The 389-nt window shown below is 40.9% G+C and carries 1 protein-coding gene; it reads right to left on the reverse strand.

Annotated features, from left to right (window positions below; translation table 11 throughout):
• A partial coding sequence (locus J7R10_RS09480; protein ID WP_208436545.1) for an AAA family ATPase occupies positions 1–389 on the reverse strand: 389 nt, incomplete at both ends.

A 389-nucleotide genomic window follows, 5' to 3' on the forward strand; every position in this document is an offset into this window, starting at 1 on the left:
AAGTAATATCTCGTCCTTCACGCACATCCATAGCCAAACGAATAATCGGATTATCATGTGCTTGCCGATGAATTTCTGAAAGAAAAAAATCCGATGTACTATTGGAAAAAAAGCCACCTCCTGATATAGGAGGTAATTGCCCTGGATCACCAAAAACGAGTATTGGTGTTCGAAAGCTCATTAAATCACGTGCCAATTTTTCATCTACCATCGAGCACTCATCAACAATAATGAGCTTAGCTTGTGCAGCCGCACTCCTCCGATTTAATGTAAATGTTGGAGCAATAGACTTCTTTCCCGTAATTTCATCGGAAACTTCTTCTTCCCCACGCGGACAATAAATCAACGAATGAATAGTACAAGCATTACTGGCGCCTTTAGAGCGCAAA

Source organism: Bartonella vinsonii subsp. berkhoffii ATCC 51672, from assembly GCF_902825225.1.
In the GTDB taxonomy this organism is placed as follows: Bacteria; Pseudomonadota; Alphaproteobacteria; order Rhizobiales; family Rhizobiaceae; genus Bartonella; species Bartonella berkhoffii.